This is a genomic window from Desulfosporosinus sp. HMP52, assembly GCF_000765145.1.
Taxonomy (GTDB): Bacteria; Bacillota; Desulfitobacteriia; order Desulfitobacteriales; family Desulfitobacteriaceae; genus Desulfosporosinus.
Genome location: NZ_JMGA01000046.1, coordinates 1 through 20,021, shown reverse-complemented (window position 1 = coordinate 20,021; position 20,021 = coordinate 1). Strand labels below are relative to the sequence as shown.

Here is a 20,021-nt window from a genome sequence, read left to right as displayed (position 1 = left end):
TATTTTCTTTAGAGAGCAAGGATATAGTGCAGTTGGCAAATACTAAAAATTTTATGTTAAGGGTATTTTAGCAACAAATACTCCGATCACTCTGTTCGGAGTAAGAAGTTCCTGATCAACCGAATTTTTAGGGTTATCTCCCTTTGTGCGATAAGCTTTACTGCCATTTTCATTATCAATAACCTCAACGACCCGATGGGTAACCACAGCCTCAGACAAGGTTTTGAAGGTAACAATGTCATTTACTCTTAAAGCACTTCCATCATTCTTAGGAGTCCGACTGACAATTACAGCCCCGATTTCCAGAGTAGGTTCCATACTGCCTGATTCAATAGCAAAAAGCTGAAATCCTAAGACATTAGGGATTTCGCCCCTGCTTTTTGTCATTTGAATTGATATAATCGACCAAACTAATAATAAACTAACCCCTAAAAATATAGCTCCACTGACGGATCTAATTATCTGCTTCCCTTGCGGTCGCCAGCCTCGGTATGACTTTTTACTTTCAGAAATATTTAATAACTTCTGCTTTTCCTGGAGAATTTCTTTGCGCATTGCCTCTATTTGTTCTTGTGTCGTATACTTTGTAGGCGTCATAAATTCCAACCCTCTTTCACCTATTATGCCCTATCCTCAGGTAAAAAATCAGAGCTATAGCCTATAGAACAACAAACAGAAACAGTGTACGAGTTTATATTGTCGTACACTGTTTCTGATTTTTCTATTTCGTTATACACAATAGAATAATTTCATCATATGGAGATGAAAATTGGTGGCAGGTTATTTTTGAGTTCCCGTCACTGATACTTTAACCGCTGTACCATAACCAGCCCCAGCGTAGGTTTTATCAGCATTATCATTACTTGGCCAGTTCAAAGATACAGTGTAAACTTTTTCCTGACCGCTTGCATCCAAGTCAAATTCATCAGAGAATTCAATTTTGCCGTTTGAGGTTAAACCTCCAACAACTTGACCATCGGCATCTTTGATACTTACTTCTAAGGGAGCAATCACGCTTTTTCCATCTTCTGCAACAACATCAACAGTATAATTGACATCCATCGCTGTCTCACTTATTATCGCGCCATCATAGTTTTTCACACTAAACTGCCAATCCACTGTTTCAGCTGGAGCAATTTTTACATTTTTCTCAAAGGTATCCGTACCTCCTTCTACTAAGACAAATTCTTTGGCAACAACGCTGCCTTCAGCAAGGTTATCAATAGTTGTAGTATACATTGCTAGAGTCCCTGCGATCACAGATGTTGATAAAATCAGTACAAGTGCAATAGTTGTTAGTGCCTTTTTCATTATTTAGCCTCCAATTATAAATTTGATTAAGGTACTTAAGAAAATTTTAAAATTTAGTTCTTGGCTTTATCTAAATCCGAATAAATACTAATACCGAAGCTTGAAACCGATGTATAGCTGGATAGAGTACCAACGGTAAGAGAAACAAACAGTACAGCGCTTAAGGCAAGTATCAAAAGAATCTTTTTTCTCATATCCTCCCTCCTCAGCATCATTGAGAGATTTAATAAGGCCTCTAATTTAGAGATGCCTTTCCAAATTGACACAATAAATCTACGTTTGTTAGATCAGTTATATTGCTTCCACCTACAACAATTGAACGGATTGCCTCAGTACCCATTCCTTTAGCAGGGCCTCGGAAGGATACGCTTTTCCCAGGCAATATACTATCTGTTAATTGATTATTATAGCCGGGATTGAGGAATTTGTAGTATCCCTTTGGTGTATCAGATACCAGCTTGGCATTGCTCCAAGCACTGGTCAGTTTATCTGTGGGGAGGTTAAAGGCTATACTCCAATTGTAGATAGGCTCTGTAGAATTATTAGTAATTGTTACCTTATATTCGTATTGGTAATTGCCACTTTGACCATTTTGCCACGGAACTGTAGTTTCATAGCGGACGCTGACTTGGGGTGGAACTGGATCCGGGTCAGTAGCTTTTAACGGAATCTGGGAAGCAATAGCATCTACGTTGATCATTGATCCAAAGTTGATGCCAGCATAATTAATGTCAGAACTTCCTTCTGTCGGCCAGTTCACTTCCACTAAGAAGTCCCGTTCTTGACCATTCACTGCAAGTGAAAATTGGCCTAAAACGTCAAAAGTCCCAACTCCTGTGACACTGTTAAGCACTATGCCATTGAGATCCTTGACTGTGACAGTCAAAGGTTCTATGGCATTTTTACCTGGCAAAGCCTGTACATTAAAAGTTAGTTTATAATAGATATCCGTTTCAGAGACAATATGGTTTTCGTAGTTCTTAACCTTAAACTTCCAATGGGCCGTCTCTGAAGGAGCAATTTTTAGTCCTTCCTGAAAGCTGTCTGTTCCTTCCCCAACAAAAATGAACTCTTTGGCAACCACACTTCCTTTAGCTAAGGTATCAATAGAAACGGTGTACATAGCCAAAGTACCTGCTGCAATTGAACTAACCATAATTAAAACTAATGCTAATAAGAATGCGAACTTTTTCATATATCACCTCATTAAGCGAGAGATAAATAATTTAGGATTTAAAGCAATTTGCGATTTAAACTTCATTTTTTCTGAAGTTCTTATTGCATTGATATCGTAGCATGACAAAAATCTAGCGTCAATTTGAATATTAACCCATTTTTAGCATTAAAGATTAATATCGCTTTAATTTTGATATATTTTTATTTAAACTTGAATTTTTTGCTAACTCTTTAGGTTATTATTTCCTCTTTTGGCATACATCTATTGATTTTTCACTTTTTCCCCACATCTTACTTTTATCTATTTATGTTTAAAGGAAAATAACAAAAAAACAGTACCCGGATGATATATCGGACACTGCTTTTGTCGTTAAAAAATATATTGACTCAACTATATTCATTGGATTAATTTCAACCTATTTAGGTTTATTTAACAACTTAAGTTTATAAATACTGCATTGGGTATATATTCCTACCTCTTCAGGGGTTTTAATAATATCGGTAATTCGACTAAGAGTTGTAATCTTACACACTCCATCTTCATCATAGAATAACAGCTTTCCCTTAGCTCCAATCTCTATGTCACGCAGCCATACCTTCCTTCCCCATCTATGAAGAGAAGCAGGCACTTCAGGTGAAGCGATATCGTAAACTCCTTCTATAATCGCAACATCTTCATTCATTTTATACTTTCCCTCCATATTTCCCGAGAATCAGCCCTTAGACATATTAATTGTTGCTATTGTATCAATTCTGGCTAAATATCATAAATCCTTCTACAAAAAAAGGAAATATTATAATACTTCATTTCCCAGCAGGCGGATTATTTTTAAGCCCATCTCAATTTCCAAGCGATGTTCGTTGGTTTCTAGATCCATACCAGTAATCTCTTTAATTCTTTCTAATCGATAAAGTATTGTTTTATAATGTATAAAGAGTTTTTTGGCAGCTTTACTGGCATTCCCATTACAGTCCAAAAAGATTTCTAAAGTTTTCAGAAGGTCTGCTTCATTAATTTTATCATGCTCCATTAAAACAAGCAGTTGCTTCGGGACAAAACTATGTAATTCATTTCGCTCAGCAAACTTACACAAAATCCGAAATACACCCAATTCAGAGAAAGCTTCGATAACATGTTGACCTTGAATCATTCGACCAAAGGTAATTGCATCTCGTGCTTCTTTAAAACTCCGAGGGATTTCGTCAACTTTTAGAGCAACATCTCCAATTCCAATGGCAACGGAAACTGATTTAACTTTCTTTTTAATTTGTTCCTGGATCTCTTTCCCTGTCTTTTTGATCTGATCTAGGAGGCAATTGTAAACTTCAGGCGAGGGCCAAAGCAAAATAATCGCGTCGTTTTTCGTCCCGAGAATAAAATTCTTTGTGTGTTTTCTAACAGCATTAGTAATTATGGAAACGACGTCAGATTTTAACCCTTGCAAATACATTTTATCCGGGCTTTCCTTAGTATTTGCTAAAATCCCATCGATGTTATCAATATCAAAAAGGACAATGGTATAGGGCTTAGTTAAGTCCCATCCGATTAAGGCAGCCCTTTCCAGAGTATTATTAAGCGCTGTATTTCCTGTTATTAGATTTTCTAGCAAGTCGTTCTGAAACTTCTGTTCAACTTCCTGTACAGCGACTTTCTTCACTAAATCAAGAGTCACAACAGTAGCGGCATGTTCTAAACAAATTAAATCCATCTCTTGGAGTCGTTTATTTATCTCTACTACGGTGAGATAGGCTTTTACTTGATTAAATGCCCGTATTGGTACTACAACCTGAGGAATGGGTTCTTCGCCAAGATCCGGAAATCGTACCATCTGACGATAGAAGGATAGTTTTTCATTCAAACTTTCCTTTTGAAATAAATCTGCAATCTCCATAAACTTTTCAATCTGAGGAGTAGTTGTACTCATGCTTTTAAAATTGCGATCATAAACCGCAACAGGATTTCCGATTAAATCTTCAAGAGTTCTAATAATCTTTTCTAACCCTAGACAGTGTAATGCTAAGGCAGTAAAACGCTCCTGAATAATTTTATAGTAATTTAATTTGACCACTTGATTATTAAAGAGTTCAGCCATGATAGGATACATGACATCCACAAATCGCACATTAGCATCAAGCTCAATAATAGGTAAGCCGTATTGATTAGCTGCTTCGATCATATCCTCTGGAATACGTTCCACAAACCGACCAACTTTAATAGCTATGGCTGCTACGCCTTTCTCAGCGAGCTTTCTTACAAAATCTTTATAGTTCAAGGTTCCGGCAGGCGCGGCATACAAACTGGTAAGAAGCAGCTCTCCACCAGCCAGCCAATTTACAATATCAGGTGCTTCCATAATAGTTACGCCTTTGACAACATTATCTAACGTTTGATAACCGGCCACAATTTCAGATGTGCTTAAGGGGCCAATTTTCATGGCATCTTTTACCGTGATTTCCAGTGTGATACCCCCCTTGTTATCTATAAGGTTGGATTTTTCAAACTGCAGATTTCAATAAGTCTTAAACAAGATAATATAAATTAAGAGTGTTTTGAAATACGAGGTTCGATTAAGTTTCGAACCTCGCATTTTAATCAGTAATTCTATTTTACAGCTCAATGTCCCGATTGCAATCTTTAGTATAAATATAAGTGGAAGGTTTTCTTCCCGCACCATAGTAGGCTTGAGGAACATAGGGACCAAACCAGATGAAATCCTCTGTTTTCACAGGAAGCCATTTATCGTCAATCAAATAAACTCCTTCACCCTCTAAAAAATACAGGCCATGTTCCTGAACATGGGTTTCCACAAAAGGATGACACCCGCCAGGATAAAAACTAAGGGTATGAAAATTAACATCAAAGCCTAATTCAGTCGGCAGCACGTTTTTAATACGAACATTTTCCATACCATCATAAGCTTCATCAGGGATATCATTTAAGTTGCCTACAACAATTCTAGCTTCATAACCCGCTAATGGTCGATAACGTTGTTTATAAAGAAGAAGTTTCCATGGTTCTTTGCTTAAATTTTTCAGTCCTACTCCTAATGAGGCAGGTGCAAAAACAAAGCCTCCATCCGTAAGTTCATAAGTCTTGCCCTCAACAGTTACGGTTCCTGCTCCTCCCATACAATAAACAAATGTCTCAATACCCTCTTCTTTGAAATCAGTGGTTGTCCCGCCATTTGATAATACTTCGACGGTGTACATTGCAAACTTCGGCCCTAACTCGGGAGAGGCAATAATACTTGTATTACAATTTTCTAAATTAGGAATGACGTTTTTCACACGCCCTTCCGGTGGTATCAATGCATATCTGCCATGTTTGATAATTGCCCTCGTTGCTAAAAGATCATTTGGGTAACCCATCGATAACTTCTCCTTTCATATCAACAAAATTTTGACTATTGTCATATATTCGTCACTTTGCTTAAGGCGACCTTTAGAATAAATGGTTAAAAGAAAACCCAAATTAATATCAATCTTGGATAAACTATTAACCTTAAGTTAGGCTACTGGATTTATTTTCAGGGAATCCAACTTAGAAAATTAGGATAAATGAACAGCCTGACCATCATCAATAGTAGCAAAAGGATAAAAGCACGGGAATGAGTAATTATACATTGAATCAGAACTAGTGTGAACCAAAACTGAAAGGGGACATTTTCAATATGAATCGTATCATTAAAGTCGAACCTTTTACCAAAGAAGCCTTTGCACCCTATGGCCATTTGCTGATGCGCGAGCCGGGAGTTCCTCCTATTAAGACGACACCTCCAATTTTTGCTGACCGAATCCCTTTTGAAGTGGATGATGGCTCAGCCGAGTTCGTGTATGCTTTACTTAAGCGAAAAGAATTTAAGTTTTCAGCTTTAGAACGCCACTTAAAAGTAACCCAAGGGTTCTTCCCCCTCTATGGCGGCCCTGCTATCATAAGTGTCGCTCCCGCCACAGACCCTAATGACCTGGAAGCTCTTCCCTCGCCGGACTCAGTACGCTGCTTTTTACTGGAAAGCTATACGGCCTTTGTCATCCACCGTGGCGTTTGGCATGGCACAATCCTCCCTCTTGAAGAGTCTTTCGGCTATATTCTGGCAACACGTAAGGAAACCACCGCTGATTCCATCGAGCCTCTCTACGATGGGGATTGTCAAATCCGGGATCTTGGAGTAACTTTTGAGATTCAACTCTAATTTATTATTCAAAAAGGCATTTCCCTTATCTTTTAGGGAAATGCCTTTTCAATCTTTAACTTCCTGAAGGAAAATTATTCAAAGATCGTACCCTTTTTGAATCTTGAATCTTTAAAGGCAAACTTAGTTAGAAGATAATAAGAGATCCCGGCCACGACCAACCCGATAATCCAAGCCAGCTCAACTTTGGTAAAAGCTGCCCCAGCACCAATTAGCATAGCCAGCACAGCTGCCGGATTGTATCCTGAATAAGGGCCGTTTTCTTTGTACAGATCAACAATGTCTACTTTTTGCTTTCTGAAGATATAGTAATCGATTAATAGAATTGAAACAATGGGGCCTAAAAATGCGGAATATATCAGGATGAACATACCCAGTCCTTTTGCCGACGAATCCTGAACAAGAACCCAGGGGAAGGAACCTAACGCAAGTAATCCGGTTATTGTAACTGCCACTTTGTACTTAAGCTTTGTGATTAGAGTGATAACATAGGTGGGCGGAATAATATTGGCAACCATGTTAACTGCTATAGCACCCATAACAATAAAGGCTGATACAAAGACTGTAATGTAAGAATTATCGACTACGATTGCAAAGGCTTTCACAGGATTTGATATCCCCGTTGCAGAAGCAAGCATTGCACCAATTGCCAGTACGAAGCCGTAGGCTATTAATATAGGAAGGAAGTATAAGAATCCGCGTTTTGCATCGCTGATTCCAGCCTTTAATTCTCTCGAATAGTCTGCCGCGCTTAAGAAGATGGCCGCGTAGTTCCCCATGAACATCATAATGAAGGCAAAGAACGGCAAGCCCCATGATCCTTTGGCATGTACCCATTTTTCAGCAATTACCGCACTATGAGATGTTAAAAGAACACCAAACACATAAACAAGTGCGAGCATAATAACAATGGAAGTAAGGGATTCTACCCATTTAATAGCATGGAAGCCATACAAGGAAAGCCCGATTTGAACTAATTGAAGTACTACAAAGCAAACTGCCACGTTATCAAAGGCACCGCCTGTAAATACCTTGGCAATTTCGTTTAAAGCAGTACCTCCAATCCAGCTTTGAAAGCCGTACCAGACAATGGCAGGGATTCCACGCAAAAGGGATGAGATAACTGAACCTTTGATTCCAAAGGACATTCTCAGCTGGACAACATAAGGTATCCCTGTTCTGTAGCCAAGCCTATCATTCAAGGCAAAAATAGTTGAAATAATTCCAATGGCAATAATAGCTGCAGCAAATGTCTGAAATAGATTAAGAGTGGCAATTCCGGCAACAACCAAACTGGCTCCAAGGGTCATATTACCTAAATTAACACCGTCTCCAATCCACATAAACATATAGTCTATGGGGCTAACAGTTCTACCCTCTAGAGTTTTGGGAATTAGTGATTCATCCACACCGGCATGTTGGATCTGCGTTGCAGTTGCAGTTTCTGTATTTGTTGACATCCTACACCCAACTCCTTCTTTTTATAAGTGTCCTTATTTCTGTAATCATGGTTTACAAATTAGGTCTCAGATGTTTGCCAATAGGCTTAGATACAATTTTTCCATCTTTAAACACTGTTGTCCCCCTGAGAATTGTTTGAGTAACTGCCCCACGGAAGCTGTCACCAACATAAGGACTTACTTGGTGCTTATAGAAAAGATCTTCGGCTTGCAATGTGAATTCCTTGTCTAAGTCTACCAAGGCAAAGTCTCCATCATAACCTACTGCAATTTTCCCTTTACCCTGTATCCTGAAAATTTCATTTAACATTTTGTGCTGTCAATCTGGCGATTTCCTCAAGTTGAACTTTCCGATCATGGTAGGCATGGGTAAGTAGGCCCGGGAGAGTTGTCTGGCAAGCTGAGATTCCACCCCAAACTTTTAAGAACTCACCATCTTTCAATTTTGGATCACAGGGTGAATGGTCGGAAGAAACAAAGGCTATCTCACCGTTTAATAGTTTCGCCCACATTTTTATCTGGTTCCCATTATTGCGAATGGGCGGCGAGCATTTTGCGACAGTTCCTAAACGTTCCACATCATCATCCGTAAGAATCAAATAATGTCCAATCGTTTCGCAGCAAACGTCCACTCCCCGGCTTCTGGCCTGAGTTACTAACTCTACAGCCTTGGCTGTACTGATATGAGCAATAATTAATTTACAGCCTGTCTCTTCTGCAAAGGTAATCATACGAGATACATTTTCAATTTCCGTAATTGGCGGACGGGCTGCAAAATAGTCCCTTACTGTAGTCTTGTTATTAGCAAGGGCTATGGCCGTTAAATCCCTTGTTATTTCAGCATTTTCACAATGCACCATAAGAGGCAGGCCAAGCCTGGCTAATTTTTCCATGCCTACTAATGCAGTAAAATCGTCCATTCTTTCGAACTCGTCAATACCACTAAAGCAGGAAAATGCTTTAAACCCTATTACCCCACACTCTGCTAGCTCTTCAAGGTTATCTAGGTTTTTAGGAGTAAGCCCTCCCCAAAATCCATAATCGACGAGAGAATCTTTCTGAGCCACTGCAAGCTTGGCATTAAAGTTTTTAGCGTCCAGTGTACAGGGGCTGCAATTAAGGGGCATATCAAAGTAAGCAACTCCGCCACCCGCTGCCAGAGCACTGCTTCCGGTTGTTATAGTTTCCCATTCAGTTCTGCCTGGGTCATTAAAATGAACATGCCCGTCTGTTGCTCCAGGAAATACATATTTGCCCGCAGCATCAATAGTTTCTTTAGCATCCCCGGATAGTTCGCAGCCTATTTCTACAATCTTTTCGTCACTAACGGCTACATCCGCCTTCTTCACGCCCTCCGGACAAATAAGCATTCCGTTGCGTATGACAAGATCATAATGCTTATTCATGTACTTTCCCCCCTACTTAAGCTTTTTTACAAGTTCGCCAAATCCCTTTTGACCCACTACTTGACCATCTTTCGCAACGACCTGTCCTCTCACTAAGGTACATACTGGCAGCCCTTTGCCCTTTAAGCCTACGAAAGCCGAAATTTTATTGAGATAATGCAAGGAGTCTGCTGTGATTTCCCAATCCAGTTCAGGATCGAGAATGACCAGGTCCGCATCGAATCCAACTTCAATTGCACCCTTTTTACCATAGATTCCGAAAGCCTTTGCCGGTCCTTCACTTAAGGATCGAGCCAGCAAAGTAGGATTATAACCTCTCTTGACTACCCCTTCGCTAAATACAACTTGCATTACATTTTGGATGGCACTGATCCCACCCCAGGCTCCAAAAATTCCATGCTTTTCTTCACTCTTCTCACTTAATTCGCAAGGTGAGTGATCAGAACCGATACATGATAGGGTTCCATTGTTGACATATTCCCACATTTCTTCAACCGCACTGGCTTCTCTTAAGGGAGGCGCACATTTGAACAAGCTTCCATTCTTAATGACATCTTGATCTGTAAAGGTCAGGTAGTGACCACAGGTTTCACCTGTTACATCAACACCCTCTAACTGAGCGTCTCTAATTATTTTGGCTACCTTGGGATGGCTTACATGACAGATATGAACTTTGGCATCCAGGTCCCGAGCCAGGTCAAGTATGTTTTGGGTGGCAATTAGTTCTGCAATAACCGGTCTGGTATTCAGAAAATCTTGCCAATCATTCTTTTCTTTTCTTTGTGCCCTGGCTTCTTCCCATTTGATAATAGAATAATCTTCACAATGGAAACCCGCACGTCCTCCACATTCTTTTAAAATCTCCAAAGCTTCTTTGGCCTGCCCAATGGATAAGGAAACATAGTCAGGAGATACCGGACCAATAAATGATTTAAAGGCTACGCATCCTTTGGCATCGAGTTCTGGCAATTTGTCTAGGTTGTAGTCAACCAAGCCACCCCAGAAGCAATAATCTACATAAGCGTTGGGAGAAACAGTTTCTTCCTTCTTATCGAAAATCTTAGCATCCGTCAAGGCAGGTTCATTCTGAAGAGGCATATCGACAATTGTTGTACATCCTCCAACTGCAGCTGCTGCTGAGCCGTGGGCATAATCCTCTCTCCAGCAGTAACCGGGATCGTTTAAATGTGCGTGACTATCAATTGCTCCCGGAAAAAGATAACTTCCTTTAGCATCGATAACTTCCTCTGCTTCAACCGAACTTCCTGCATCAATGATCGCCGCAATTTTACCATCATTAACACAAACAGATGCTTCAAAAATTCTATCAGCGGTTACGACCTTCCCATTTTTAATGACTAACTTAAACACATGCATGCCCTCTCTCTTTATTCATAGAATTAGCTAAATCAACTAACCAGTATCAGGCCTACATAAACCATACTTTTATTTAAGAATCCCTCCTTTAAAACCGAATTGAACTAATTTGCCAGACTTAAAAGGGTATGGTAGAGAACATTAACTCCATCCTCACAATCCTCCGGCGAACTCCATTCAGCCGGATTATGGCTGATTCCATCTTTTGATCTTATGAAGATCATACCGATAGGACAGATATTTACCACCTGCATCGCATCATGCCCTGCCCCGCTTGGCAGATAAAAGGGCTCAAATCCCAGTTTTTCAAATGCATCTTTGGCAGCAAGTTGAAACTCTTCCGAACAAAGTGAAGGCGGGATGCGCTGTAAAACTTCAGTACGCATTTCCAGATTTCTTTCACGGCAAATTCGTTTTGCTTCTTTAAAAATCGCATCTTCCACTTGATCACTAACTTCTTGATTGAGATCTCTTAAATCTAGAGTAATTTCAACCGTTCCCGGGATAATATTAATTCCGCCTGGTAAAACACTCATTTTCCCAACAGTAGCAACTGTTGTACCGGTCTTTTTGGCTTCCTGTTCAACAGTTTGAACAAATTCGGCGGCTGCAACTAAAGCGTCATGCCTCATTGTCATAGGCGTTGTTCCGGCATGTCCTGCCTCACCTTTAAAGGTACATTTAAGCCATAATTCATTGACTATTCCTGTAACAATCCCTACTGATTGATTATTTTTCTCAAGCACTTTGCCTTGTTCAATATGCAATTCGATGAAAGCTTTTATAGTGCCTTTAGTGCGAGCCGCACAACGAATCATCGTCGGATCCAGACCCTGAGCTTTCATAATCGTTGCCAGAGAAATTCCCTCTTTATCTTTAAGCTCTAAATCTTCAGGTTTCAGACTGCCGATCATTCCCCTGCTACCCATCATACTGAAGCTAAAACGAGCTCCTTCTTCATCATTAAAGGCATAGACTTCAATGGGATGTTCGGTCTCAATGCCCTGTTCCTGCATGGTTTGCAGAACTTCTATACCTCCGATTATGCCTAATGCGCCGTCGAAGATTCCTCCGTTATATACAGAATCAACATGAGAGCCAGTGACAACCGCTGGGGCTTCTGGATTACGACCTTCCCTGCGCCCGATAATATTACCGACCGCATCCTCTCGCACACTTAAACCGGCTTCTTTCATATAGGAAGTGACGAGATCTTTTGCTCTACGATCCTCCGGGGTAAAGGCCAACCTTGTTATACCCCCAGATTCCTGTTTGCCTATTTCTCCTAACTCCATCAGGCGATTATATAGTCGTTTTTTTTTAATCACGATGCCACCTCTTAAACCAATTTTATTTAGAAACTCTTTTCAGACTTTTTTCTCTACACTAATATTTTCTACAATTTTCGAAGTTTTGTCTTCTCATAACATGGATAAAGATTTAGCTCCTATCTATCCTTGGTTGATAAGTCGAAATAATCAGAGTATGGCAAGGGGACGTTTTGTTTGCCATCTGCAAACAAAACGTCCCCTTGCCATACTCTGACGAAGTATTCTTGACCCAGATTTCTTATTAAACATTGTTCTCCCTGACAAAGACGTATCAACTGGCGTGATGCTCATAAAAAAAACACCTTTCTTTAGAAAGATGCTCATCCAAAAGAAAATGCTGTATATGTGATTGAACAAGGGGTAGTTCATATCAATTTACTATTTTTCTCTCTACCAGTTATTAGCGCATACCTGGCAAACAAAACGTCCCTCTGACTTCCAACAAAACGTCCCTCTGACTTCCTGCTCTCTGACTTCCGGTCTATGCCTTCTCTCCCTCAGTATGTGCAATCTTTTTTAAGATTTCAACTCTTTCTTCTAGCTCTAAGCTATACTTAAATTTGTCTAACAGATTCTTTTCTATAGCAAAAGAATCTAATGCCGATTTGCATTTTAAGTACCAATGTATGCATTGACTGTTTTGAATTTTACTACCGGTTTGTATGAGATTCGAACCCTCTTTGATCAATAATTTTAAATCTTGTGCAAAAATCTCCACTTATTAACCGCCCCTCAATTATCATTGCCTCAACTATAGGATTTAGATAAAATTTTACACAAATTGTTTTTTGATAGAAATTACTTATTTGATATTAATCAAATTTATAGTCATATTCTAGTAGCTATCGGCATTAAGATAAGGTGCCAATAGCACATATTTTTAATAAAAGTGTAAGGTATCACAATTATTTAAAAAAAGCTCCCTTATAAAATCACTTTTAAGGGAGCTTTGCTGCACAACATGAGATTTGATTGATTAGTTAAAATATGAGACTGCTTGATTCTGAACCTTTTGGATTGGTAAGCCAAAAACAAATGTTGTCCCTGTTTCCTCTGTTGAGACAAATTTAACATATCCCCCCAGATATTTCTCTCCTAAGAGTTTCATACTATATGTGCCTAAGCCCCGTCCATCCCCTTTGGTTGAAAAAGTACGTTTAAACATTTGTAGTTGGATATCTTTCGGGATATATTGTCTATTATTCACTTTAAATTCCACGTAGCCATCCTTCTTTATTCCCTCAACCGTTACAGTATCCATATGGGATGATTCAACAGCATTTTTCAGCATATTATTAAGGACACGTCTGACCAAAACAGCATCACTGTAAACCATCACATCAATATCGCATTTAACTTCTATTGGACAGGTGACAATGTTATTCTTTTGATATAGTTCAGCTAACCTTTCAACAAGTTCCTTTACTCTGAATTCTGATAGGTTTAAGTTAAGCGTACCATTTTCAGCATTTTTCAAAGACTTTTGACTGTTAATCTCTTCAAGTACCTGTTCTATCGCCTCGAAGGCGTAGGTTGACAATTCCCTTGCCTCATTTATGTCTGTGATCTCTTTTATTAAAGAAATGAGTCCTCTAGCCGCTCCCGATGAGTTAATCAAGTCGTGAAAAAAAACCCGTTCGTACATCTGTCGTTTCTTTTCTTCACTAATATCTCTCACTATAAATAAAGTAAAATCATATTTGATGGGTGCTGCATAAATGGAAAGTTCTAAACATTCTTCACCATGCTCAGTATTCGCCGTTAACAGGCATTCCTTGGCGACCGGTGCTTTGGTCATCTGTGATTCTAGGATCGCCTGAATAGATCCGCAAACACTGCAATTTTCTGAGGTTCCGCAACCACCCTGCATCGTATTTGAGTGCACGCAATTTAATAACTCTCCGGGCCGCAGACCTAAGAATTTACTCTTAGCTGAAATACCTATAGTTTCCAGTAAAACATCATTAGAATAAATGATTTGCCTCTCTTTGTTTAACACAAGTATTACACTTGGTATGAGTTTGAAAAGGTCGGGTACTAAATTTTGATTGATAATTTGCTCTGCTTGTATTTTAATTTCTCCGTCTAATAAACGTTTTGCAGGTGCGAATTGTGTTTCTGTGTATGTAACTTCCGTCATGAAAATCCCCCTTAAACCTGAGACAGCATCGTTTAAATTATATAAATAGTTATTTACCCGCTCAAATTCTTTACGTGAATATTTTACCATAAAATATACTATTAGTCTTTTATCTTTGAACAGGCAAATTTGAAGGGCGTTGAAACTGCTGAGTAGTTTGCAACACCCCTTTTTTAAAGATGAGCTTTGGCTTAATTTTTAGCTAACCGAGATTATTCTCTCTATCCAGTCTTAGTATCCAGATTTTCGGAGAATTGACTATAATAGAGATCAGCATAGAAACCAGCTTTTTCAAGCAGTTCTATATGGTTACCCATTTCTATGATCTTGCCATTGTTCATGACTAAGATTAGTTCAGAATCACGTATCGTCGACAACCTGTGAGCAATAACGAAGTTTGTTCTGTCTTTCATAAGATTTGCCATGGCCTTTTGGATTAAAACTTCTGTTCTGGTATCCACACTGCTGGTGGCTTCGTCAAGAATTAAAATTGTGGGATCTGCCAGAATGGCTCGCGCTATGGTTAGCAATTGTTTTTGACCCTGGGAAATATTCGTTGCCTCCTCATTGAGCATCGTATTGTAGCCATCAGGCAATGTTCTGATGAAATGATCTGCATGTGCAGCTTTAGCAGCCTGCACAATTTCTTCTGTTGTTGCTCCTTGTTTTCCATAGGCTATATTCTCTTTAATTGTTCCATTGAACAGCCATGTTTCCTGCAATACCATGCCAAACATCTTCCGCAGTTCGCTGCGTTTTAGATCTCTGATATCAACCCCGTCTACCCTAATTGTTCCTGAGTTAATTTCGTAAAACCGCATTAGTAGATTTACTAAGGTGGTTTTGCCCGCACCGGTCGGACCAACAATAGCAACTGTGTGCCCCGGTTCTACATTGAGATTCATATCTTCAATTAAAGGTACATCTTCTTCATAACGGAAATCTACCTGTTCAAAGTTTACCTGCCCTTTCGAGAACTCAATGATTTGAGCATTAGATTTATCAGGTATTTCTTCCTCTTCATCGAGAATCTCAAAAACTCGTTCCGCACAAGCTACTGTGGATTGAATCACGTTGGCAATATTGGCAGTTTGCGCAATAGGCATGGTAAAAGACCTTGAATATTGGATAAAGGCTAAAATGTCTCCCAGCCCAAGTAAATTTCGGGTAATCCAAATTCCTCCAACTATGCTGATGCCTACATAGCCTATATTGCTGATAAAGTTCATTAAAGGAAACATGATCCCCGAAATGAATTGCGCTTTCCAGCCTGCTGTGTGCAATCTGTCGTTAATTGCTTCAAATTTTTCAATTGAATCTTTCTCTCGACCAAAGACTTTAACAATTTTATGCCCTGTATACATTTCTTCCACGTGCCCACTGAGCTGTCCAAGTTCTTTCTGTTGCGTAGCAAAATATTTCTGAGATTTTTTAGCAATAGTGGCGGTAGAAATAATGTACAAAGGTAATGTAGCTACAACTATAAGAGTAAGTATTGGGCTAATCGTCAGCATCATAATGATATAACCGATAATTGTAATTAGGGACGTGATGATTTGTGTTATGCTTTGCTGCAATGTTGTTGCAATAGTATCGACATCATTGGTAACCCGGCTTAAGATGTCACCATGGGGATGTTTATCAAAATACCTCAATGGCAAATTATTTAGCTTCACATCAATTTGTCTGCGCATATCTCGAACAGTTTTCTGAGCCACTCCCGACATCACTAGACCCATAATTAAACTAAAGACGGCACTGATCAAATACATTCCTATCAGGATTAAAACAATCCTTCCTATATAATTAAAGTCATATTCCCCATTAGTTTCACGTATGGATCGAATTACTCCATTAATTTGATCCTCGGTTAAGTTGATAGATTGTCCCTCTGTTTGACCAGCAGGCATTTTCTTTAATAGGTTCATCATCTTCTGAACAATGTCTGCTTTTTGATTAGGGTCTGTCACCGAACTCAGCATTGGCAGGTTCATAAAATCTTGAACCCCTTGAAGGGTTTCAGGATCCGGAGATTGTTGACTCAGCCCCACATCTATGGTTTGTCCCCGCTGCATTTGATTTATTTCAGCATTTATTTGCTGGGTAACCTGGGTCTGGGCCTCAGTCATTTCTCTGAGCATCATCTTGGCCATATATCCATCCTGAAGCTTATTCATAGCTTTACTGGTTACTTTAGGAGCAGCTATGGTAAAGATCGTGCTGGCAATCGCAAATATAAATACAATCATGAGGTTAGTTTTATGGGGACTCAAATATTTGATGAGCCTTTTTAAACTTGCTTTAAAGTTCTTAGGTTTTTGAACTGGCGCTCCAAATCCACCCCCAAAGCCTCCCCCACCCCCTCCAGATCTAGAGCCTGGGCCTGGATTTTGTGGTCTATCTTGCTCACTCATGCGATTTCCTCCTCTGACAACTGTGAAGCAACAATTTCACGGTATACGTCGTTGGTAGCTAACAGTTCCTTATGAGTCCCCATTCCCGAAATCTGTCCTTTATCCAATACAATAATATTATCGGCATCCATGACAGTCCCTACCCGCTGGGCTACAATGATAACTGTTTCCTCAGCAATTTCCTTTTTTAGAGCTCCTCTCAGTCGTGCGTCGGTTTTAAAATCAAGTGCTGAAAAACTATCGTCAAAAATATAGACCTCAGGTTTTCTAGCCAGTGCTCTAGCTATGGAAATGCGCTGTTTCTGTCCTCCTGATACATTAGTTCCCCCTTGTGTTATCTGGTGTTCAAAGCCGCCCTCAAAATTCTCAATAAAATCACTAGCCTGGGCAATTTCAGCAGCGTGTTTAATCTCTTCATCCGTGATTTGCCCATTACCGAATCGAATGTTTTCCCGGATAGTTCCGGAAAACAGCTGGGCCCTTTGCGGTACGAATCCGATTTTTGCGCGTAGGGTTTCTTGGCTCATCTCCCTTACATCTACTCCGTCAACCAGAATACTTCCACTGTCCACATCATAGAATCTCGGAATCAAATTAATTAGGGTGGATTTTCCCGACCCGGTACTTCCAATAATTGCTGTCACTTTTCCGGGTTGAGCCGCAAAGGATATGTTACTCAATGCGGGTTCCTCAGCACCATGATAGGAAAAGGTAACATCTCTGAATTGTACATGGCCTTTTTCAGTAAAGGTGTCTATTCGTTTACTGGGATCCGTAATCTCAGGGATCGTATCCAAAACTTCATTAATTCTCACAGCTGCAGCCTGGGCACGGGGTACCATAATAAACATCACAGACAGCATCAACATCGAGAACATTATCTGCATTGCATATTGGGTAAATGCTGCCAGGGCACCCAGATCCATACTGTCATTACTAATTCGGATTCCGCCAAACCAGAGAACCGCTAAGGAAGTAAAGTTCATAATCAACATAATGGAGGGCATCATGAATGCCATAATTTTATTAACCTTAATATAGTTATCTGTAAGATCCACATTAGCATCGTTAAACCGTTTCATTTCAAGTTCTACGGTATTAAAAGCACGTATTACCCGAATCCCTGTCAGCTTTTCTCGCAGGACAAGATTAATTCTATCAATTTTGACTTGGACTAATCTAAAAAGAGGGATCATCCTGGAGGCAATCAAGGCAATAACAATCGTCAAAACCGGTATAGCAACAGCAAGCACCCAGGTAAGCTCTTTATCTTCCTGTAGTGCCATTATTATACCCCCAACCGCCATCATCGGAGCGCTGACCATCATACGCAAAATCATTACAGTAACCATCTGAATCTGATTGATATCATTGGTGGTTCGGGTAATTAGTGTGGCAGTTCCAATCTTATCAAATTCATGAAGAGAATAGCTTTCCACTACCTTAAACACTTTACTGCGTAAGATTGTGCCTAAGCCTACTGCGGATCTCGAGGACAAGTAAGTAGCAAAGATCGAACTCAAGGCTCCTCCCCCAGCGACTAAAAGCATAAATCCACCAATCTGCATAATCTTGTCGGTATCACCATGTAATACCCCATCATTGATAATATCCGACATTAAGGTCGGGAGATAAAGATCCCCTAAAGTTTGTATAAATATCAGCACTAAAGCCCCTATAATCATTGCTGAGTATGGTTTTAAGTACTTAAATAAATTCAACACACTAAACAGTCCCTTCTGCCTATAACATCAAAAACAAAGTATAACTCACCCTATCAAATTCTATACTTTATCACTTTAATGATTAGTATGAACTCAAGGGATAGGGTTCTATGTGAGTCAAAATATTCCTTTGACTCTTTCAGGACTTTGAGAACATTAAACCAACCGCACTTTTGAAGGTGCGGTTGGTTTAATGTGACGCTAAACGTCGTCAGGACAGTTATTTAGCCTTTCCATATATCCTAAACGTTAACGTATTGCTATTAACGATACTTCGAATCAGGAGGTATCCTTCTGAAAGATTTTGAAACTTAAAATCCAAGTTAGGATAAGCCACTGTTGCGTCCTGTCCTAGGGGAACATATTTCACAGGCAGGCTATGAGGAGAACGTTCAACCACACTTAAGGCAGGGGCTGCTAAGCGAACTGCATTGTAAAGAGTACTGGAGACCTGACATACTCCTCCCCCTAATCCCGGGACGAATATATTCCCTTCAATTATCATAGCAGTCTGGTAACCTGCCTCTTCTGTTCTGGGACCTACCGTATTATTAAAAGAGAACACTTCTCCTGGTTTTAATACCTTACCATCAATAGCTTTTGCCGCAAGTTTAATGTTGAGTGATCGCTCTATTAGGGTCTGATCAAAGGTGGTGGTGTATTCACTTATCAGATCGCTTTTCTTAACTTGTTCAAGATTCTTTTTTGTGATTGAAGGTTTGACTTCTTTGAACGGAACAACGATTGAATTATCCCCCTTTAATGCCTGTGTCTTTACCATCTGGGCAAGAGAATCGAGGTCGACTTCTTTTCCTTGATTTTCCGGAATTATTTCCAGAGAGTTATCTGGCTTAATCAAAAAATGCGCATCCTGAGCAGGCAAGTTTAAAGACGAAGAATGGGTAGTCAGTACCTCTGCTAGGAGTAAATCATCCCATTGATAATTAAGTTCTTTTATAATTCCAAAGCTTGCTTTATATTTGCTGACAGCTTTATCCAAGATGGTTCCTTCTCTACCAATCAAATAAGCCTCTTGAAGTGGTTTTTGATAGTCATAAGTGAAACCCAAATCCTTCATATTAATTACAAAATTTTTATCGTCCGCAATGAAATGAACAGATCTTTGAAAATATTCATTTCTCTGTTGTTCCAATTTATCTCGAGCTTCCTCAATAGTTAGCTCTTCTAAAGGGATTTCTAATTCAACACCTTTAACAATCTTCCCTCTGTCCCAGGTATATATAACCAGTGTAAGAGTCATCAGTACGATTGCCGCCATAAGAATACCAAAAGTAATTAGAACAATTTTATACCTTTTCAGAAAGTCTTGGAGTCGTGACAATTCCGCAGGGTTGGCATCCTCTTCCATGTTATTTATCTCCCTTCTCGGCTAGTAACGTTTAACTATATGCGAGTTAGAAGAAAAATTTCACAGGGTTCTCTTGGTTATTTCTGGTTTATACTGTTACGAAGTATAGTAGTAGCCTGT

The 20,021-nt window shown here is 39.6% G+C and carries 16 protein-coding genes and 1 pseudogene; 1 reads left to right on the top strand and 16 read right to left on the bottom strand.

Going from position 1 to position 20,021, the window contains the following annotated elements; all coding sequences use genetic code 11:
* Positions 1-51: 51 nt before the first annotated feature.
* The 7 genes from DP73_RS16405 to allE form a co-directional block, all read right to left on the bottom strand.
* Positions 52-597 carry a signal peptidase I gene (locus DP73_RS16405; RefSeq protein ID WP_034600911.1) on the bottom strand — a complete coding sequence of 182 codons (546 nt, stop codon included), beginning with the start codon at positions 595-597 and terminating at the stop codon, positions 52-54.
* A 183-nt stretch (positions 598-780) separates the two neighbouring features.
* Entirely contained in the window at positions 781-1,311 is a 531-nt protein-coding gene (locus DP73_RS16400) for a hypothetical protein (protein ID WP_034600910.1), read from the bottom strand.
* 53 nt (positions 1,312-1,364) lie between these two features.
* Positions 1,365-1,505, bottom strand: coding sequence for a hypothetical protein (locus tag DP73_RS23565; protein ID WP_165574425.1), 141 nt, complete (start codon positions 1,503-1,505; stop codon positions 1,365-1,367).
* Between the two features lie 41 nt (positions 1,506-1,546).
* Positions 1,547-2,506 carry a cellulose binding domain-containing protein gene (locus DP73_RS16395; RefSeq protein ID WP_034600909.1) on the bottom strand — a complete coding sequence of 320 codons (960 nt, stop codon included), beginning with the start codon at positions 2,504-2,506 and terminating at the stop codon, positions 1,547-1,549.
* Between the two features lie 397 nt (positions 2,507-2,903).
* The gene (locus DP73_RS16390; RefSeq protein ID WP_034600908.1) at positions 2,904-3,170 is read right to left on the bottom strand and encodes a hypothetical protein; all 267 of its coding nucleotides are present in this window, start codon (positions 3,168-3,170) and stop codon (positions 2,904-2,906) included.
* 111 nt (positions 3,171-3,281) lie between these two features.
* Positions 3,282-4,946, bottom strand: coding sequence for a PucR family transcriptional regulator (locus DP73_RS16385; RefSeq protein WP_034600907.1), 1,665 nt, complete (start codon positions 4,944-4,946; stop codon positions 3,282-3,284).
* Between the two features lie 148 nt (positions 4,947-5,094).
* On the bottom strand, positions 5,095-5,856 hold the full coding sequence (allE, locus tag DP73_RS16380; RefSeq protein WP_034600906.1) for a (S)-ureidoglycine aminohydrolase: 762 nt from the start codon (positions 5,854-5,856) through the stop codon (positions 5,095-5,097).
* A 302-nt stretch (positions 5,857-6,158) separates the two neighbouring features.
* On the opposite strand from allE, the gene DP73_RS16375 reads away from it, so the two are divergent.
* Positions 6,159-6,680, top strand: coding sequence for an ureidoglycolate lyase (locus DP73_RS16375; protein ID WP_034600904.1), 522 nt, complete (start codon positions 6,159-6,161; stop codon positions 6,678-6,680).
* A gap of 74 nt (positions 6,681-6,754) precedes the next feature.
* Here the strand turns inward: DP73_RS16375 and DP73_RS16370 are convergent, their stop codons facing one another.
* The 9 genes and pseudogenes from DP73_RS16370 to DP73_RS16330 all read right to left on the bottom strand — a co-directional run bounded on the left by DP73_RS16370 (position 6,755) and on the right by DP73_RS16330 (position 19,901).
* Positions 6,755-8,140 carry an NCS1 family transporter gene (locus tag DP73_RS16370; protein WP_034600903.1) on the bottom strand — a complete coding sequence of 462 codons (1,386 nt, stop codon included), beginning with the start codon at positions 8,138-8,140 and terminating at the stop codon, positions 6,755-6,757.
* Positions 8,141-8,192: 52 nt separating this feature from the next.
* Positions 8,193-9,546: pseudogene (gene allB / locus DP73_RS16365) on the bottom strand (allantoinase AllB).
* Positions 9,547-9,558: 12 nt separating this feature from the next.
* Positions 9,559-10,917 carry an allantoinase AllB gene (gene allB / locus DP73_RS16360; RefSeq protein ID WP_034600902.1) on the bottom strand — a complete coding sequence of 453 codons (1,359 nt, stop codon included), beginning with the start codon at positions 10,915-10,917 and terminating at the stop codon, positions 9,559-9,561.
* 110 nt (positions 10,918-11,027) lie between these two features.
* Positions 11,028-12,251 carry a Zn-dependent hydrolase gene (locus DP73_RS16355; RefSeq protein WP_034600901.1) on the bottom strand — a complete coding sequence of 408 codons (1,224 nt, stop codon included), beginning with the start codon at positions 12,249-12,251 and terminating at the stop codon, positions 11,028-11,030.
* A 484-nt stretch (positions 12,252-12,735) separates the two neighbouring features.
* On the bottom strand, positions 12,736-12,972 hold the full coding sequence (locus DP73_RS16350) for a hypothetical protein (protein WP_034600900.1): 237 nt from the start codon (positions 12,970-12,972) through the stop codon (positions 12,736-12,738).
* A gap of 258 nt (positions 12,973-13,230) precedes the next feature.
* Positions 13,231-14,394 carry a HAMP domain-containing sensor histidine kinase gene (locus DP73_RS16345; protein ID WP_034600899.1) on the bottom strand — a complete coding sequence of 388 codons (1,164 nt, stop codon included), beginning with the start codon at positions 14,392-14,394 and terminating at the stop codon, positions 13,231-13,233.
* A 221-nt stretch (positions 14,395-14,615) separates the two neighbouring features.
* Positions 14,616-16,808 (bottom strand): ABC transporter ATP-binding protein, encoded by a 2,193-nt coding sequence (locus DP73_RS16340; RefSeq protein WP_034600897.1) that lies wholly within the window; start codon positions 16,806-16,808, stop codon positions 14,616-14,618.
* Complete coding sequence (locus tag DP73_RS16335; protein ID WP_034600896.1) at positions 16,805-18,532, bottom strand: ABC transporter ATP-binding protein; 1,728 nt, start codon at positions 18,530-18,532, stop codon at positions 16,805-16,807. Before DP73_RS16335 ends, DP73_RS16340 begins: the two co-directional genes overlap by 4 nt.
* Before the next feature lie 220 nt (positions 18,533-18,752).
* Positions 18,753-19,901, bottom strand: a complete 1,149-nt coding sequence (locus tag DP73_RS16330; protein ID WP_034600895.1) for a VanW family protein — start codon at positions 19,899-19,901, stop codon at positions 18,753-18,755.
* Positions 19,902-20,021 lie beyond the last annotated feature (120 nt).

Excerpts from the sequence above, each read along its gene's own strand:
- DP73_RS16405 (WP_034600911.1), bottom strand. The coding sequence starts at position 597 with ATGACGCCTACAAAGTATACGACACAAGAACAAATAGAGGCAATGCGC.
- DP73_RS16400 (WP_034600910.1), bottom strand. The coding sequence starts at position 1,311 with ATGAAAAAGGCACTAACAACTATTGCACTTGTACTGATTTTATCAACA.
- DP73_RS23565 (WP_165574425.1), bottom strand. The coding sequence starts at position 1,505 with ATGAGAAAAAAGATTCTTTTGATACTTGCCTTAAGCGCTGTACTGTTT.
- DP73_RS16395 (WP_034600909.1), bottom strand. The coding sequence starts at position 2,506 with ATGAAAAAGTTCGCATTCTTATTAGCATTAGTTTTAATTATGGTTAGT.
- DP73_RS16390 (WP_034600908.1), bottom strand. The coding sequence starts at position 3,170 with ATGAATGAAGATGTTGCGATTATAGAAGGAGTTTACGATATCGCTTCA.
- allE (WP_034600906.1), bottom strand. The coding sequence starts at position 5,856 with ATGGGTTACCCAAATGATCTTTTAGCAACGAGGGCAATTATCAAACAT.
- DP73_RS16375 (WP_034600904.1), top strand. The coding sequence starts at position 6,159 with ATGAATCGTATCATTAAAGTCGAACCTTTTACCAAAGAAGCCTTTGCA.
- DP73_RS16370 (WP_034600903.1), bottom strand. The coding sequence starts at position 8,140 with ATGTCAACAAATACAGAAACTGCAACTGCAACGCAGATCCAACATGCC.
- DP73_RS16345 (WP_034600899.1), bottom strand. The coding sequence starts at position 14,394 with ATGACGGAAGTTACATACACAGAAACACAATTCGCACCTGCAAAACGT.
- DP73_RS16340 (WP_034600897.1), bottom strand. The coding sequence starts at position 16,808 with ATGAGTGAGCAAGATAGACCACAAAATCCAGGCCCAGGCTCTAGATCT.
- DP73_RS16330 (WP_034600895.1), bottom strand. The coding sequence starts at position 19,901 with ATGGAAGAGGATGCCAACCCTGCGGAATTGTCACGACTCCAAGACTTT.